Origin of the sequence: Streptomyces sp. NPDC102360, assembly GCF_044766085.1 — a bacterium.
Lineage (GTDB): Bacteria > Actinomycetota > Actinomycetes > Streptomycetales > Streptomycetaceae > Streptomyces.
Map to the genome: position 1 here is coordinate 22,530 of NZ_JBIWLG010000022.1, position 13,608 is coordinate 36,137.

The 13,608-nt window shown below is 71.0% G+C and carries 10 protein-coding genes; 6 read left to right on the plus strand and 4 right to left on the minus strand.

From position 1 onward, the window contains the following. The first annotated feature begins 97 nt into the window (after window positions 1-97). Window positions 98-1,165 (plus strand): LacI family DNA-binding transcriptional regulator, encoded by a 1,068-nt coding sequence (locus tag ACIRHA_RS41855; RefSeq protein WP_403857010.1) that lies wholly within the window; start codon window positions 98-100, stop codon window positions 1,163-1,165. A 61-nt stretch (window positions 1,166-1,226) separates the two neighbouring features. Here ACIRHA_RS41855 and ACIRHA_RS41860 read toward each other — a convergent pair whose 3' ends face one another. After that, complete coding sequence (locus ACIRHA_RS41860; RefSeq protein ID WP_403857013.1) at window positions 1,227-1,907, minus strand: GntR family transcriptional regulator; 681 nt, start codon at window positions 1,905-1,907, stop codon at window positions 1,227-1,229. A 134-nt stretch (window positions 1,908-2,041) separates the two neighbouring features. On the opposite strand from ACIRHA_RS41860, the gene ACIRHA_RS41865 reads away from it, so the two are divergent. From ACIRHA_RS41865 to ACIRHA_RS41875, 3 genes are read left to right on the plus strand one after another with little or no spacing between them, the layout of a single operon-like run. Next, a complete protein-coding gene (locus ACIRHA_RS41865) occupies window positions 2,042-3,457 on the plus strand; it encodes an amino acid permease (protein WP_403857016.1) in 1,416 nt (471 codons plus the stop codon). Window positions 3,458-3,481: 24 nt separating this feature from the next. Then, entirely contained in the window at window positions 3,482-4,756 is a 1,275-nt protein-coding gene (locus ACIRHA_RS41870; RefSeq protein WP_403857019.1) for an aspartate aminotransferase family protein, read from the plus strand. 4 nt (window positions 4,757-4,760) lie between these two features. Further along, on the plus strand, window positions 4,761-6,230 hold the full coding sequence (locus ACIRHA_RS41875) for a purine-cytosine permease family protein (RefSeq protein ID WP_403857022.1): 1,470 nt from the start codon (window positions 4,761-4,763) through the stop codon (window positions 6,228-6,230). Here the strand turns inward: ACIRHA_RS41875 and ACIRHA_RS41880 are convergent. From ACIRHA_RS41880 to ACIRHA_RS41890, 3 genes are read right to left on the minus strand one after another with little or no spacing between them, the layout of a single operon-like run. Next, window positions 6,227-8,290 carry an acetate--CoA ligase family protein gene (locus tag ACIRHA_RS41880; RefSeq protein WP_403857025.1) on the minus strand — a complete coding sequence of 688 codons (2,064 nt, stop codon included), beginning with the start codon at window positions 8,288-8,290 and terminating at the stop codon, window positions 6,227-6,229. The two genes, ACIRHA_RS41875 and ACIRHA_RS41880, sit on opposite strands and share 4 nt — an antisense overlap. Next, window positions 8,287-9,453, minus strand: a complete 1,167-nt coding sequence (locus ACIRHA_RS41885; protein ID WP_403857028.1) for an acyl-CoA dehydrogenase family protein — start codon at window positions 9,451-9,453, stop codon at window positions 8,287-8,289. The genes ACIRHA_RS41880 and ACIRHA_RS41885 overlap by 4 nt, the downstream gene beginning before the upstream one ends. Before the next feature lie 56 nt (window positions 9,454-9,509). Beyond that, window positions 9,510-11,099 carry an APC family permease gene (locus ACIRHA_RS41890; RefSeq protein WP_403857031.1) on the minus strand — a complete coding sequence of 530 codons (1,590 nt, stop codon included), beginning with the start codon at window positions 11,097-11,099 and terminating at the stop codon, window positions 9,510-9,512. A 144-nt stretch (window positions 11,100-11,243) separates the two neighbouring features. Between ACIRHA_RS41890 and ACIRHA_RS41895 the strand changes: the two genes are divergently transcribed. Both ACIRHA_RS41895 and ACIRHA_RS41900 read left to right on the plus strand, forming a co-directional pair. Further along, window positions 11,244-12,635: a flavin monoamine oxidase family protein gene (locus ACIRHA_RS41895; RefSeq protein ID WP_403857034.1), complete on the plus strand. Its 1,392-nt coding sequence runs from the start codon at window positions 11,244-11,246 to the stop codon at window positions 12,633-12,635. Window positions 12,636-12,641: 6 nt separating this feature from the next. Beyond that, entirely contained in the window at window positions 12,642-13,511 is an 870-nt protein-coding gene (locus tag ACIRHA_RS41900; protein WP_403857036.1) for a TetR family transcriptional regulator C-terminal domain-containing protein, read from the plus strand. Window positions 13,512-13,608 lie beyond the last annotated feature (97 nt).

The following is a 13,608-nucleotide window of genomic DNA, read 5'->3' on the forward strand; positions in this document are numbered from 1 at the left end:
AACCCTCCGGACGAAATCGCCGTGGAACCGGATCGGGGCTGTCACTTGGCGTCATCGCATGCATAATCAGGGGAAACGAATTGAGGGGAGTCGGGCAGTGGCAGCAGTGACACTCAAGGACGTCGCCGAGCGTGCGGGGGTGTCCATCAAGACGGTTTCCAACGTTGTACGCGACGCCCCGCGGGTGTCCGAGGCCACCCGGACCCGCGTGATGCGCGCCGTGACCGAGCTCGGCTACCGGCCGAACCCCTCGGCCCGCCGCCTGCGCACCGGCCGCAGCGGCCTGATCGCCCTCGCCGTCCCCGACCTCGCCACGCCCTATTTCGCGGAACTCGCCCACCATGTGCGCACGGAGGCGGCGGCCCTCGGCTTCACCGTCCTCATCGAGGAGACCCTCGGTGACACCAAGGAGGAACTCCGCCTCGCGACGGGCGTCGGCGCGTCCCTCCTGGACGGCGTGATCCTCTCCCCGCTGCACGTCTCACCGGACGAACTCGCCCCCGTCACCGACCAGTTCCCCCTCGTCCTGCTCGGCGAGCGCAGCTATGAGGGCGATCGCGTCGTCGCCGACCACGTCCTCATCGACAATGTGGCGGCCGCCCGCGAGGCCACCGCACACCTCGCGGGCCTCGGCCGTACCCGGATCGCCGCCATCGGCGTCGACAAGGCGGGCTCCGCGACCAGCAGGCAACGCCTCGAAGGCTTCCAACAGGCCCTGTGCGAGGCCGGGTTGACATACGACCCCCGACTCGCGCCCCAGATCAAGGACTTCGACCGGCGCAACGGACTCCAGGCGATGCGCACCCTCATCGCGCTCCCCGAACACCTCCGCCCCGACGCCGTCTTCTGCTTCAGCGACCTCCTCGCCGTCGGCGCCCGAAGGGCCCTGTACGAGGCCGGCCTGAGCACCCCCGACGACGTCTCCCTCGCCGGGGTGGACGGATCCGAGGAGGCCCTCTACGGCACGCCCTCCCTGACCACGGTGGTGCCCGACAAGGCGGCGATCGCCTCCCTTGCCGTGAAGTGCCTGGTCAACCGGGTCCTGGCGGAGGAGCCCCCGCCCTTCGAAGTGCACATGGCCCCGCACTGGCTGGAGGTGCGCGAGTCCACGGGCGGCGAGCGGACGGCCGTCGACCCCGCGAGCACGGAACGCGGCACCGAGTAGTCACATCAGGGCGTGCCGATGCGGCGGTCGTCAGAGGTGCCGCCGCAACCCTGGCGGCAGTTCAGCCCTCGTCGCCGCTCGCCGCCAGAATCGCCTGCATCCGCGCCCCGTTGGACGCGATGTGATGCCGCACCTCACGCTGGGCGCGCTCCGCGTCACCCGCGCGGATCGCGGCCATGAGCGGCTCGTGCTCGCCCACCAGCCTGCGCGGGTTCTCGTTCTCGCGTTCGTGGGCGGACATCGCCATGAGATAGAAGCGCAGTTCACGGGTGAGCCCCGCATAGAACGCGTCGATCCGCCCGTTGCCCAACGTCGCCACGACCGCCCCGTGGAACGCGAGGTCGGCGGCCACGATGTCGGCCCGCCGCTGCGACCCGGTGACGGTGACCAGATGCTCGTACGCCGCCTCCACCGCCGCGAGTTGAGCCGAGTCGAGCGGTGCCGCGAGGGCCGCCGCCTCCAGGTGCTCGCGCGCCGTGTACAACTCGTGCACGCTCCGCGGCGTCGGCGAGACCACCACGGCACCGCGATTGGCCTGGAACCGGATCAACCCGCCGTGCTCGAGGAGCCGGACGGCCTCGCGCACCGTGTTGCGGGCGATGCCGAGTTCGGCCGCGATGGCGCTCTCGCGCAGCCGCTCGCCCGGCCGGAACGACCCCGCGAGGATCCGCTCCGACAGACCGTCGGCGATCTGTTGCGCGGTCGTCGTCCGCCTGGCCACCAGGCCTTCAAGTGCCGTCATGGCGTCATCGTAGCCAGCGATCGACCTCTGGTGCCGAACAGTAGAACTGTTCTACAGTTGCGCACTGCTTCGGCCGTTCACGGCCCGTCGCCCGCGTGACCCACCGAACCGATGTCGCAGGAGGGCTCCGAAGAGTGCGGACACGTCCCGAGAACGACCAGAGAGACCCGGTCGACCAGACCGCCCCGGAGCAGACACCCACCGACGCACCCCGCACCCTCAGACAGCGCCACGTCCGGATGATCGCCCTCGGCGGCATCGTCGGCGCCAGCCTCTTCGTCGGCAGCGGCGCCGTCATCCACACCGTCGGACCGGCCGCCATCCTGTCCTACGCACTCGGCGGCCTGCTGGTCATCCTCGTCATGCGGATGCTGGGCGAGATGGCGACCGCCTCGCCGACCCTCGGCTCGTTCATGGAGTACGCCCGGACGTCGCTCGGCGGCTGGGCCGGCTACACCATCGGCTGGCTGTACTGGTACTTCTGGGTCGGCGTCGTCGCCTTCGAGGCGGTCGCCGGGGCCAAGCTGCTGATGCTTTGGATACCCGGCGTACCGCAGTGGCTCTTCTCGCTGGTCCTGATGACACTGCTGACGGCCACGAACCTGGTGTCGACCCGCTCGTTCGGGGAGACCGAGTTCTGGCTCGCCTCCATCAAGGTCGTCACCATCGTCGTGTTCCTCGTCGCGGGCACACTCTTCGCACTGGGGCTGTGGCCGGACGCGACACTGTCGGTCGGCAACGTCGCCCTCGACGGCTTCGCCCCCAACGGCATCTCGGCCATCCTGCACGGCGTCGTCCTCGTGATCTTCTCCTACGTCGGCACCGAGATCGTCACCATCGCCGCCGCCGAGTCCGACAACCCCGTGAAGTCCGTCGTCAAGGCGACCTCCTCCACGGTGTGGCGCGTCATCATCTTCTACGTCGGGTCGGTCACCCTGTTGGTGATGATGACGCCGTGGGACCGGATCCCGGTCGAGACCAGCCCGTACGCGGCTGCCTTCGGCAAGATGGGCGTGCCCGCCGCGACGACCGTCATCAACGTCGTCGTCCTCACCTCCGTCCTCTCGGTGCTCAACTCCGGCCTCTACACGGCCTCGCGCATGCTCTTCGCCCTCCAGCGCAACAAGTGGGCCCCTCGCTGGGTCGCCCACCGCAGCCGCAAGGGCACCCCCTGGAAGGCCATCCTGGCCTGCACCGTCGTCGGATACGTGGCCGTCGCCATGAGCTATGTCGCACCCGACACCATCTTCAACTTCATCATCAACTCGGCAGGCGCCGTCGGCCTGTTCGTCTACGCGATCATCGCGGGCTCGCAGCTGCGGATGCGACGGCAGCTGGAACGCGAGGCCCCGGAGCGGATCAAGCTGCGCATGTGGGGCTACCCGTACCTGAGCTGGGCCACCCTGGCGGCCATCGTCGTCGTCCTCAGCTCCATGCTCCTGGTCCCGGACGCGCGCTCGCAGCTCTACCTGAGCGTCCTGAGCGTGGCCGCGATCCTCGCCACCTACCTGCTCGTACGGACCCGGCGGCGTAGCAGCACCACACACTGACCCCCTCTCTTTACGGAGATCCCCATGGCCCAGGAGAACCCGCCCGTCCTGTCCGGACCCGCCCTGTGGAGCGCGCAGGCCCACCTCCCGTCCGTCCTCGGGCGGCAGCTCACCATCGAACGCGCCGAAGGCAGCTACCTGTTCACCGCCGACGGCCGCCGCCTCTTCGACGGCACCGCGGGCCTGTGGCACGCCAACGTCGGCCACTCCCGCCCCGAACTCGCCGACGCCGCCCACGCGCAGATGCTGCGCCTGGAGACGTACCACGTCTTCGGCCGCTACCTGAACGACCAGGCAGTAGCCCTCGGCGAACGCCTCGCCGCCATGTCACCCATCGACGACCCCAAGGTCATCCTCAACAGCGGTGGCAGCGACGCCATCGACGTCGCCTGCAAGCTCGCCCGCAGGCACTGGCAGCGCGAGGGACGCGACACCAAGACGACGATCCTCAGCCGCGAGTTCGCCTACCACGGCCTGCACGCCTACGGCACGAGCATCGCGGGCCTCGACTTCAACCGGGCCGGATACGGCACCGAATCGCTGGTGCCGGAGACCGCGCGCGTCGACACGTACGACATCGAAGCGGTCGAGCGGACGGTGCGCGAGATCGGCCCGGAACACATCGCCGCACTCGTGGCCGAGCCCATCCAGGGCACCGGAGGCGTGATCACACCGGCCCCCGGTTACCTGGAGGGGCTGCAGCGCATCTGTCGCGAGAACGACATCCTCCTGATCATCGACGAGGTCATCACCGGCTTCGGCCGCACCGGCCACATGTTCGCCACCGAACGCTACGGCCTCACACCCGACCTGATCACCTTCGCCAAGGGCGTCACCTCCGGCTACGCGCCGCTCGGCGGTGTCCTCGTCGCCCCGCACCTCTGGCAGCCGTTCTACCGGGACGCGGACGACACCCCGATGTTCCGGCACGGTGCCACCTACTCCGGGCACGCCACCGCCTGCGCCGTGGCGCTGCGCAACCTCGACATCCTCGACGAGGAGAAGCTGGTGCCCCGAGTGGCAGGGCTCGAACAGGTCCTCGCCGACGAGCTGCGGGTCCTGGGCACGCGGGAGTCCGTCGTCGAGACACGGGTCGGGGGACTGCTCGGCGGTGTCGCCCTCGTCGACGACATCAGCGCGGAGGCGGTCACCGACGAGCTCGTCGAGCACGGCTTCGTCACCCGTCCGCTGCGCGGAAACACCGTGCAGATCAGCCCGCCGTTCATCACCACCGACGAGGAACTGCGCGGGCTCGTCGCCGCGATCGGCACGGTGCTCGCGGCACACGAAGGCCGGTGACGCGATGCCGATAGCGCAGGAGCGACCGTCGGGCGGTCTCGTCGAGTCCCGGTCGATCGACGTGGTGCCCGACGAAGAACGGCACGGCACCGCGTTCAGCCAGTTCACACTATGGGTCGGTGCCAACCTCCAGATCACCGCGGTGGTCACCGGCGCCCTCGCGGTCGTCCTCGGCGCGACCGCCTTCTGGGCGGTCGTCGGGCTCCTCGTCGGAAACCTGCTCGGCGGCACCGTGATGGCGCTCCACTCCGCGCAGGGCCCCCGCCTCGGACTCCCGCAAATGATCTCCTCCCGGGCCCAGTTCGGAGTCCGCGGCGCCGTGGTGCCACTGGTCCTCGCGGTCTTCATGTTCATCGGCTGCACGGCGAGTGGCACCGTCCTCGCGGGCGAGGCGGTCGGCGAATTGACCCACCTCGGACCCGTCGCGGGCATCCTCATCTTCACGGCGGTGACCGCGGTGGCGGCGGCCGTCGGCTACCGCCTCATCCACTTCCTGGGCCGCCTCGCCGGAGTGGTGTGCGGCGTGGCGTTCGTCTACCTCGGCGTACGCCTCGTGCAGCACGACGACATCGGCGCGGTCCTCTCCGACCACAGCTTCGCCCTGCCCGCGTTCCTGCTCGCGGTGTCCCTCTCGGCGTCCTGGCAACTGTCGTTCGGGCCGTACGTCGCCGACTACTCGCGGTACCTGCCGCGTTCGACGTCGGCCCGCGCGACGTTCGGCTGGACGCTGGCCGGAACGGCGCTCGGTGCCCAGTACTCGATGGCCTTCGGGGCGATCGCCGCGGCGGCCGCCGGGGAGGCCTTCGTCGGCCACGAGGTGACGTACGTGGTGTCACTCGGCGGGGCGGGCCTGATGGCGGCGGTGCTCTACTTCGTCATCGCCCTCGGCAAACTGACCGTCACCGTCCTCAACACCTACGGCGCGTTCATGTCGACCGTGACGAGTGTGACCGGGATGCGGCGGCGGGGCGCCGTGCCCCACCGGCTGTCGCCGCGCGGGCGGGTCGGCTACATCGCCGCGATCATCGTGGTGGGCGCCGCCCTCGCCCTCGCGGGGCGGGGTGACTTCCTCAACACGTTCTCCACCTTCCTGCTCATCGTGCTGGCCTTCTTCACCCCGTGGAGCGCGGTGAATCTCGCCGACTACTACCTCGTCGCGAAGGAGCGCTACGACATCCCGGCCCTGGGCGACCCCGACGGCCGCTACGGCTCCTGGCGGGCCCCCGCCCTGGTGTCGTACGGGGTGGGCCTGGTGGTCCAACTCCCGTTCATGGCAACGGACCTGTTCACCGGCCCCTTCGTCGCCCCGCTGGGCGGAGCGGACATCTCCTGGATCGTGGGGCTGACCCTGCCGGGAGTCCTGTACTGGTTCCTGGCCCGCCGCGAACGGCACCGGGTTCCGGACCGGATGATCTATCCGGAGGACACGGTGCCGACGCAGGAGTCCCGGGGAGCGACGGAGGTGCCGGCCTAGCTCGGAGCCGGCCGCGCTGCCCCGCCCCCGGCGACGACGAGCCCGTCCACGGCGAGCGCACCGTCCGGAGCGACCCGCACCGGGTTGAGCTCGACCTCGGCGATGTCCTCCCGGTCGGTGATCACCTCGGACACGGCGACGACCACATCCACCAGGGCCTCCACGTCGACGGCGGGGCCACCGCGCCAGCCGTGCAGCAGCGGAGCCATCCGCAGACTCCGCACCATGGCGTGCGCGGTGTCCCGCGAACAGGGTGCAAGTTCGAGCGCCAGGTCACGGGAGAGTTCGGCCCGCACCCCGCCGGCCCCGACCACCACGAGCGGGCCGAACGACGCGTCCCGCCGGGCGGCGACCAGTACCTCGACGGCGTCCGCACGCCGGTCCATCTCCTCCACCACGTACCTGTGCGGACCCAGGCGCTCCACCATGTCGTGGTACGCGGCCCGCAGTGCGCCGGGATCCCACAGCCCGGTCGCCACACCGCCGTGCTCGGTCTTGTGCTCCAGCCAGTCGGCCTTGAGTACGACAGGAGCCGAGAGGGAGGCCGCCGCGGGCACCGGGTCACCTGTGCCCGCCGGTATCTCCGCCGCCCGCGGGAACGGCACACCTGCCTCGCCCAACAGGTGGCGTGCGGCCAGATAGCCCGAGCCGACGGGTGGCCTGCGCGACAGTGAGTGACGAGGTGTGCGGCGGCGACGCGGCTGCCGGGTCAGGCGGTGTGCCGTGGCGACGGCCCGCAGCGCCCGCTCGACGTCGGTGAACGTCGGCACACCTGAATCCTCCAACTCCCTCAACGCCGGAGTGTATTCGGCCATGGAGTGCACGACGACGGGCAGGTCCCTGTCTGTGGCAAGGCGCCCCAGAGCACGCGCCGCGGCCGACTCCGCCGCCGCTTGCGCGGGGATGTCACGCCCGTAACTGCCGAAATAGCCGCTGAGCACGACCGTGTCGGCGACGGACGCGGCCGCCAGGCACGCCGGGACCGAGGCGTACGCCGACAGATCCCGCTCGCCCGCGCCGTCGAGGTCGACAGGGTTCGCCCGCCCCGCGTGCGGCGGCAGATGGCACGCGAGGTCCCGCTGTACGGAGGACGGGAACTCCGCGACGTCAAGGCCGAGCCGCGCGGCGGTGTCGGCGGCCACGGCGCCCTGCCCGCCGCTGTCCGCCACGATGGCCACGCGCGGCCCGCGGACCGGGGCCGCACGGAGCAGCAGGTGGGCGGTGTCGGCGAGTTGGGCGGGGGTGTCGACGCGGACGGCGCCGACCGCACGGCAGGCCGCGTCCACGACATCGAGGGCGGAGGTCATGGCGCCGGTGTGCGAGCGGGCGGCTGCGCGCGCCGCCGTGCTGGCGCCGACGGTCAGCAGCAGCACCGGTTTACCCGCCTCGCGCAGCGCGCGGAGAGCGTTGAGGAGTGCCGGGCCTTCGCCGTAACTCTCCAGGTAGAGGGCGACGGCGCGGGTGGTGTCGTGGTCGACGAGGTCGGCGAGCACCTCGGCGGCGCCCACGTCGAGCTGGCTGCCCACGGAGACGAAGCGCGAGACACCTACGGCGCGGGCCGCGGCCAGCTGGGCGATCTCGAGGCCGACCTGACCGCTCTGCGAGACGACCGCGAGCGAGCCGGCGGTGAACCGGCCCCAGGCCAGCTCCAGTTCGGCCGCCGCGTCGTACAGGCCCAGGCAGTTCGGGCCCACAAGGCGGGAGCCGCCGGCCCTGACGGTCCGGGTGAGTGCGGCGGGGTCCTCGACGCCGGAGGTGACGGCGAGCAGTCCCGGCACCCCGAGGCCGACCGCGTGCTCGACGCCGCCCGCGAGAGCGGCGGCCGGTACCGTGAAGGCGACCAGGTCCGGAACCTCGGGCAGGGCGTCGAGTGCCGGGTGGCTCGGCTGCCCGAGAACGGTCGCGCCCCGCGCGTTGACGAGATGCACCGGGCGCCGATGCCGCCCGGCCAAGGCACCGCGGGCGAGCCAGTGACCCCACTTGGCGGGGTTGTCGCTGGCGCCGACCACGGCGACGGAACGCGGGGCACGGAACACGTCGAGTGCCGGACGGGCCGTCATGACGCGGCGAGCGCGCGGGAGATGATGAGCCGCTGGATGTCGGACGTGCCTTCCTCGATCTCCTCCAGCTTGGCGTCCCGCATCCACTTCTCGGCGAGGAACTCCTGCGAGTAGCCGTTGCCGCCCAGCGTCTGCACGGCGGCCCACGTGGCGAACATGGCGTTCTCCGAGCCGACCAGCTTCGCCGTCGCCGCCTCGGACGTCACCCTCAGGTCCCGGTCGTGCAGACGCGCCGCCCGCATCGTCACCAGGTGTGCGATGTCCGCGCGGGTCGCCATGTCGGCGAGCCGGAAGGCCACCGACTGATGCTCGATGATCGGCACACCGAACTGCACCCGCTCACGCGCGTAGTCCACCGCCAGATCCAGCGCCGCCCGGCACAGCCCGGCGCAGGAGGCGCCGATCAGGATCCGGGAGGCGTCGAAGGTCCGCATGAGCCCCGAGAAGCCCTGCCCCTCCTCGCCGAGCCGGTCGGCGACCGGGACCCGTACACCGTCGAGGAACACCTCCGCGTTGACGATGGCCCGCTGCCCCATCTTGCGCATCGGCCGGCCGACGGAGAGCCCCGGTGTGTCCCGCTCGACGACGAACGCCGTGACACCGTGGGAGCGAAGCTCCGGATCGACCGTCGCGAATACCACGAACCGGCTCGCGTAGGGGGCGTTGGAGATCCACGTCTTCTGCCCGCTGAGCACGTAGTGGTCGCCCTCGCGCACCGCGCGGGTGCGGATGCCCGCGGCGTCCGAGCCGTGGTCGGGCTCCGTGACGGCGAGCGCGGTCAGTGGCGGGGCCGACGTGGTCAGTGGGCGCAGCCACCGTTCCTTCTGTGCCTCGGTGGCGAGCGCGAGGACGGGGTCCGCGAAGAAGCCGTTGGACGTCAGCAGATTGCCGATGCCGATGTCACCGTGGCACAGCTCCTCCTGGACGAGCGCCTGGGTGGCCAGGTCGGTGACACCACCTCCGCCGTACTCGGCCGGGATCATGAAGTCCGTCAGGCCGGCCGCGGCGGTCTTCTTCCACAGGTCGAGCGGCGACTCGACGGCGGCGTCGTCGACCGCGCGGGCGCGCGGCCGGATCTCGGTGGCGGCGAAGTCGCGGGCCAGCCGGACGAACTCCTGCTGCTCTTCTGTCAGTTCCGAGGGGTCGGGCACGGGGAGGGGCATGACGGGCTCCTCTGTCGACGGTCAACCGGTGGAGGATGGCGCGGAGGTCCGGGATGTCACCGCGGGACGGTCTCGTGCGGGGGAGCGGCCGGCACCTGCTCGTCCCGGCGCGCCGTGCGGTTCGTGCGGTCGAAGAATTCCGGGGCCACACGTGCGTAGCCGAGCATCAGCAGCCAGCCCAGGAGGAGCGTGCCGACGCCGATGAGGAAGACGCCGCCGATGTGCCAGTGCGGGGCGAACGGCAGCGTCCAGGAGGTGTAGCTGTTCGCCGGGTCCCAGTCGTTGCGCAGGCTCCACAGTCCGGCGGCGAGCAGCACCAGGCCACCGATGGCGGGCAGCACGACCCGCAGCCACAGATCACTCGCGCTGCGCTGCCACTGGTCCCGGTGGGCCCAGGCCGAAGTGAGCCCGGTGAGCCCGTAGTAGAACGCGATCATCAAGCCGCAGGAGGAGACCGCGTCGCCGATCACCTGCCCGTCGCTGAGGAAGTTCATGACGATGTAGCAGACCGCGCCGGCCAGCCCGGTGGCGATGGTGCCGTACTGCGGGATGGCGTAGCGCGGATGCACCTTCGCGAGCGCTCGCGGGGCGGCGCCGCGCCGCCCCATCGCCAGCATGGTGCGCCCCAGCGTAAGCACGGTCGTCTCGGTGGAGGCCGCCGCCGACGACAGCACCATCAGGACCAGCAGGTGCCACAGGAAGGACCCGAGGCCGCTGTCGCCGAAGACGGCGCGGCCGATGGCGGAGAACACATCGCCGAAGTTGTCCGGGTTGCCGAGGCCGATGCCCGTCGTGCCGATGCCCGCGAACGCCAGCGTCGCGATGGTGGCCACCAGATAGAGCCCGAGGAGCATGAGCGTGGACCAGGCCGCGGCCCGGCCCGGTGTGCGGTGCCGGTCGGTGGTCTCCTCGTTGACGGTGAGCGCCGTCTCCCACCCCCAGTAGATGAACAGCATCAGCACGAGCCCGCTGACGAAGGCGCTCGGCGAGGGGATCTCGAAGGGGTTCAGCCACGACAGTCGCGGATGGTGTGCGCCCGGTCCCGCGTTGCCGCTGTAGACACGCACGAGCGCGACCACGGACAGCACGGCCAGCATCCCGAACTCCAGGAACAGCAGGGCGCGTTGCACGGCCGCCGCCACCTCGATGCCGCGATAGCAGACGGCGCTCATCAGACCGATCCAGCCCAGACCCACCAGCAGCACCCATGGGCTCGACGGGTCGGCGCCGATGCCCTCGGCCCCGAAGAGAATGAAGACGTACTGGCCTGCCACCTGCGCCAGGCTGGCGAGGACCAGGACGAACGAGGTGATGATGGCCCAGCCGCCCATGAATCCCACGCGTGGGCCGAGGACCCGGCTCGCCCAGGTGAAGATCGTGCCGCAGTCCGGCTCCTGACGGTTCAAGGCCGCGTAGCCGAAGGACACGAACAGGATCGGCACGAAGGCCAGCACGACGATCGACGGTGCCTGGAAGCCGACGAACGCCACGATGAACGCGAGCGTCGCCGCCAGGCTGTACGCGGGGGCGGCCGACGCGACCGACAGGATCAGGCTCGTCGTCATGCCGAGCGCGTTGGCACGCAGACCCTGCTGAGGTGGGCCACCGGAAGGCTCGCCGGTGGTGGGGCGTGGGATGTCCGGCATGGTCGAACTCCCTGTCGGGGTAGGTGAATCGCAACATTGACGCGATGGTCAATCATGCGGGTAAGGCGCGTCATGTCAAGGGTTGCGGAATCCCTGGATCGCAATATTGACTGAACGATCAGTGTTGCGACATGCTCTTCTGTCATGTGGGAACAGACCGAAATGGACCTGGTCGAGACCGAGGTCGTCATCGTCGGCGGCGGCTACGCGGGCCTCGCCGCCGCTCTCCAACTGCACGACCACGGCGTCGACTTCGCGCTCCTCGAAGCGGCGGACCGGGTCGGCGGCCGCGTTCTCACCGAGTCCCGCAGCGGCCTGCGCCTCGACCACGGCGGCCAGTGGGTCGGTCCCACCCAGACCCGGCTGCACACCCTTGCCACTCGCTTCGGCTGCGCCACCTTCCCGACCTGGGAGAGCGGAAAGCACATCGAGGTGTGGCACGACGGCGCCACCGTCCCCTACCTGGGGGCGGCACCCGCCGACGGGCCCGGCATCACCGCGTACACCCGCATCACCGAAGCACTCGACACCCTCGCCCGGACCGTGGACACCAACGAACCATGGCGGACCCCGGACTTCGCCGAATGGGACGCGCAGACCGTGCAGTCCTACTTCCGCGCGCACACCGACGACCCGGACGCGCTGCGCCGGCTCGCGCTCGCAGTCCAGGGCGTGTGGTGTGCGGAGCCGTACGAGGTCTCGCTGTTCCACGTGCTCTTCTACGTCGCCGCGGCAGGTGGTTGGGAGCAGCTCATGGAGACCGGTGGCTGCGCCCAGGACAGCCGCTTCGTCACCGGCGCCGCCGGGCCGGCCAGGGGCGTCGCCGACCTGCTCGGCGACCGGATCCGCCTCGGCGCCGAGGTGCGCCGCATCGAGCACGGCGGCGGCGGTGTCCGCGTCCACACCGCCGACACCGTGTACGAGGCCCGCAGGGCGGTCGTCGCGCTCCCGCCGCCCGCGGTCCGCGCCCTCACCTTCGCCCCGGCACTGCCGATGGACAGGGAGGGCTGGCTCTCGCACACTCCGATGGGGCGCGTCGCCAAGGTCCACGCGGTGTACGACACCCCGTTCTGGCGCGCGGCGGGTCTCTCCGGGATCGCCACGCTGTACGACGACGGGCCTCTCGGCGTCGTCTTCGACAACTCGCCCGATGACGCCGCGCACGGCGTGCTCGTCGGCTTCGCCTACGGCGACCGCCTCACCGGCTGGAGCCGCCTCGACGACGCCGGCCGCCGCGCGGCAGCCCTCGCGAGCCTCGCCCGTGTCGTCGGGGGCGCGGCGGCCCTTCCCCTCGACTACACCGAGAAGAACTGGTCCAACGACCCGTACGCACGCGGCGGGTACGAGGCCTACGCGACCCCCGGCGGCTGGACCGGATACGCACGTCACGGCTGGCGCACACCCACCGGCACGCTGCACTGGGCCGGCACGGAGACGGCTAGTGTGTGGAACGGCTACATCGACGGCGCCCTCTCCTCGGGGGTTCGGGCGGCCGGCGAAGTCATCACGTCACTCCCGGCGCAGGCGGAAGGCTGAATCAGCATGGGCCCCGACAGCGAGGGCGAGGACACGCTCGTGGAGCGGGCGCGTCATGTGGTCCTCTCCGCACCCATGAGCCAGCGGGAGTTCGCCGACCGCGTCGGCATGGACCCCACCGCCCTCTCCAAGGCGCTGCGCGGCAACCGCCGCCTGCGCGACGTCGAGGTCGCGGCCATCGCGCAGGTCGGCAGGGTGTCGCAGCGCTATCTGCGCACCGGCGTCGGCAGGCCGCCCGCGCCCCGCAACGGCGCGCAGGGCACCCGCAGGCGCGCCGACGTCGTGGACGCCGAACTGCGCCGCACCCAGATCCTGGAGGCCACGGCCCGGCTCATCGCCCGCCGCGGCTTCCACAAGGTGCGCGTCGCGGACATCGCCGAGGCGTGCGGCACCAGCACGGGGACCGTGCACTACCACTTCCCGACGAAGGACGACGCTCTGCGCGCAGCCCTCGTGTTCTACGCGGACCGCTTCCATACCCGTCTGGAAGCCGAGTTCGAGAGCGCCGACAGCACCGTCGAGAAGCTGCGCCGCCTGATCGAGGTGCAGCTGACGACCACGGAGGAGGATGCCGACGAGTGGTCGGTGTGGGTGCAGTCGTGGAACGAGGCGATCCTCGACCCGAGCCTGCGCGACGGCCAGCGCGGTGTCCACGCCCGCTGGCGCGGCGTCGTCCTGGACCTGGTGCGCACCTGCCAACGCGAGGGCATGGCCGAAGGCGTCGACGCGGAGGCCCTGGCCGCCCGCTTCACGGGACTCGTCGACGGCCTGGCGATCCAGGTCCTGGCAGGAACGGGCGACATGGACACGGCGCGGATGCGGGAACTACTCCTGGACGCGTTCGAGCCCTACATCAGCCTACGAAAGGGCAGTTGAGCGCCGTTGAGCGGCACCGGAACGCGCCGTTCGCACGTGGGTTCGGGATCAATCTACAAGATCTTCAACCGGTCCGATCCGGGGTCTTCCGTGCCGC

Excerpts from the sequence above, each read along its gene's own strand:
- ACIRHA_RS41890 (WP_403857031.1), bottom strand. The coding sequence starts at position 11,099 with ATGCCGGACATCCCACGCCCCACCACCGGCGAGCCTTCCGGTGGCCCA.
- ACIRHA_RS41885 (WP_403857028.1), bottom strand. The coding sequence starts at position 9,453 with ATGCCCCTCCCCGTGCCCGACCCCTCGGAACTGACAGAAGAGCAGCAG.
- ACIRHA_RS41900 (WP_403857036.1), top strand. The coding sequence starts at position 12,642 with ATGGGCCCCGACAGCGAGGGCGAGGACACGCTCGTGGAGCGGGCGCGT.
- ACIRHA_RS41895 (WP_403857034.1), top strand. The coding sequence starts at position 11,244 with ATGTGGGAACAGACCGAAATGGACCTGGTCGAGACCGAGGTCGTCATC.
- ACIRHA_RS41880 (WP_403857025.1), bottom strand. The coding sequence starts at position 8,290 with ATGACGGCCCGTCCGGCACTCGACGTGTTCCGTGCCCCGCGTTCCGTC.
- ACIRHA_RS41860 (WP_403857013.1), bottom strand. The coding sequence starts at position 1,907 with ATGACGGCACTTGAAGGCCTGGTGGCCAGGCGGACGACGACCGCGCAA.
- ACIRHA_RS41875 (WP_403857022.1), top strand. The coding sequence starts at position 4,761 with ATGCCGATAGCGCAGGAGCGACCGTCGGGCGGTCTCGTCGAGTCCCGG.
- ACIRHA_RS41870 (WP_403857019.1), top strand. The coding sequence starts at position 3,482 with ATGGCCCAGGAGAACCCGCCCGTCCTGTCCGGACCCGCCCTGTGGAGC.